The following is a 2,284-nucleotide window of genomic DNA, read 5'->3' on the forward strand; positions in this document are numbered from 1 at the left end:
TTGTTTTCTTCAAAGTCTTTATGATGGCTAAACCACTTGATTATATGGTCAAGCCTCACGAGCAATTAGTACAGGTTAGCTCAACGCCTTACAACGCTTACACACCCTGCCTATCAACGTCCTGGTCTTGAACGGCTCTTTAGGGGGCTCAAGGCCCCAGGGAGATCTCATCTTGGAAGAGGCTTCCCGCTTAGATGCTTTCAGCGGTTATCCCGTCCGAACATAGCTACCGGGCAATGCCACTGGCGTGACAACCCGAACACCAGAGGTTCGTCCACTCCGGTCCTCTCGTACTAGGAGCAGCTTTCCTCAAATCTCCAACGCCCACGGCAGATAGGGACCGAACTGTCTCACGACGTTCTGAACCCAGCTCGCGTACCACTTTAAATGGCGAACAGCCATACCCTTGGGACCGGCTTCAGCCCCAGGATGTGATGAGCCGACATCGAGGTGCCAAACACCGCCGTCGATGTGAACTCTTGGGCGGTATCAGCCTGTTATCCCCGGAGTACCTTTTATCCGTTGAGCGATGGCCCTTCCATACAGAACCACCGGATCACTAAGACCTACTTTCGTACCTGCTCGACTTGTCAGTCTCGCAGTCAAGCGCGCTTGTGCCTTTACACTAACCTCACGATTTCCGACCGTGATTAGCGCACCTTCGTGCTCCTCCGTTACGCTTTGGGAGGAGACCGCCCCAGTCAAACTACCCACCACACAATGTCCTCGATCCAGATAATGGACCAGAGTTAGAACCCCAATAGTACCAGGCTGGTATTTCAAGATTGGCTCCACTCAAACTAGCGTCTGAGCTTCAAAGCCTCCCAGCTATCCTACACAAGTAATATCAGAGTCCACTGTGAAGCTATAGTAAAGGTTCACGGGGTCTTTCCGTCTAGCCGCGGGTACACTGCATCTTAACAGCGATTTCAATTTCACTGAGTCTCGGGTGGAGACAGCGTGGCCATCGTTACGCCATTCGTGCAGGTCGGAACTTACCCGACAAGGAATTTCGCTACCTTAGGACCGTTATAGTTACGGCCGCCGTTTACCGGGGCTTCGATCAAGAGCTTCGCCTAAGCTAACCCCATCAATTAACCTTCCGGCACCGGGCAGGCGTCACACCCTATACGTCCACTTTCGTGTTTGCAGAGTGCTATGTTTTTGATAAACAGTCGCAGCCACCTGGTCACTTCGGCCAGCCTCAGCTTAGGGAGCAAGTCCCATCACCAAAACCGGCGTACCTTCTCCCGAAGTTACGGTACCATTTTGCCTAGTTCCTTCACCCGAGTTCTCTCAAGCGCCTTGGTATTCTCTACCTGACCACCTGTGTCGGTTTGGGGTACGGTTCGTTACTATCTGAAGCTTAGAAGATTTTCTTGGAAGCATGGCATCAACGACTTCGCTCAAAAGAGAGCTCGTCATCACCTCTCAGCCTTAAGGACCCGGATTTGCCTAAGTCCTCAGCCTACTAGCTTAAACGCGGACAACCAACGCCGCGATCGCCTAGCCTACTCCGTCCCTCCATCGCAATAATAACAAGTACGGGAATATTAACCCGTTTCCCATCGACTACGCTTTTCAGCCTCGCCTTAGGGGCCGACTAACCCTGCCCTGATTAACATGGGGCAGGAAACCTTGGTCTTCCGGCGGGGAGGTTTTTCACCCCCCTTGTCGTTACTTATGTCAGCATTCGCACTTCTGATACCTCCAGCAAGCCTCTCGACTCACCTTCGCAGGCGTACAGAACGCTCCTCTACCATGCACATAGTGCATCCGCAGCTTCGGTTGCTAATTTAGCCCCGTTACATCTTCCGCGCAGGCCGACTCGACTAGTGAGCTATTACGCTTTCTTTAAAGGATGGCTGCTTCTAAGCCAACCTCCTAGCTGTCTGAGCCTTCCCACATCGTTTCCCACTTAACTAGCATTTGGGACCTTAGCTGGCGGTCTGGGTTGTTTCCCTCTCGACGACGGACGTTAGCACCCGCCGTCTGTCTGCCATGATTGTACTCCTGGGTATTCGGAGTTTGCATGGGTTTGGTAAGTCGGGATGACCCCCTAGCCCAAACAGTGCTCTACCCCCCAGGGTAAGACATGACGCTCTACCTAAATAGATTTCGAGGAGAACCAGCTATCTCCCGGTTTGATTAGCCTTTCACTCCGATCCACAGCTCATCCCCAAATTTTTCAACATTTGTGGGTTCGGTCCTCCAATGCCTGTTACGGCATCTTCAACCTGGCCATGGATAGATCACCGGGTTTCGGGTCTAATGCATGCAACTA

The 2,284-nt window shown here is 52.3% G+C and carries 1 rRNA gene; it reads right to left on the reverse strand.

Going from position 1 to position 2,284, the window contains the following annotated elements:
- Window positions 1-44 precede the first annotated feature (44 nt).
- Window positions 45-2,284: ribosomal RNA gene (locus IB286_RS15305) — 23S ribosomal RNA — on the reverse strand; the annotation flags it as partial.

The sequence above is a fragment of the Spongiibacter pelagi genome, assembly GCF_014705705.1.
GTDB lineage: Bacteria > Pseudomonadota > Gammaproteobacteria > Pseudomonadales > Spongiibacteraceae > Spongiibacter > Spongiibacter pelagi.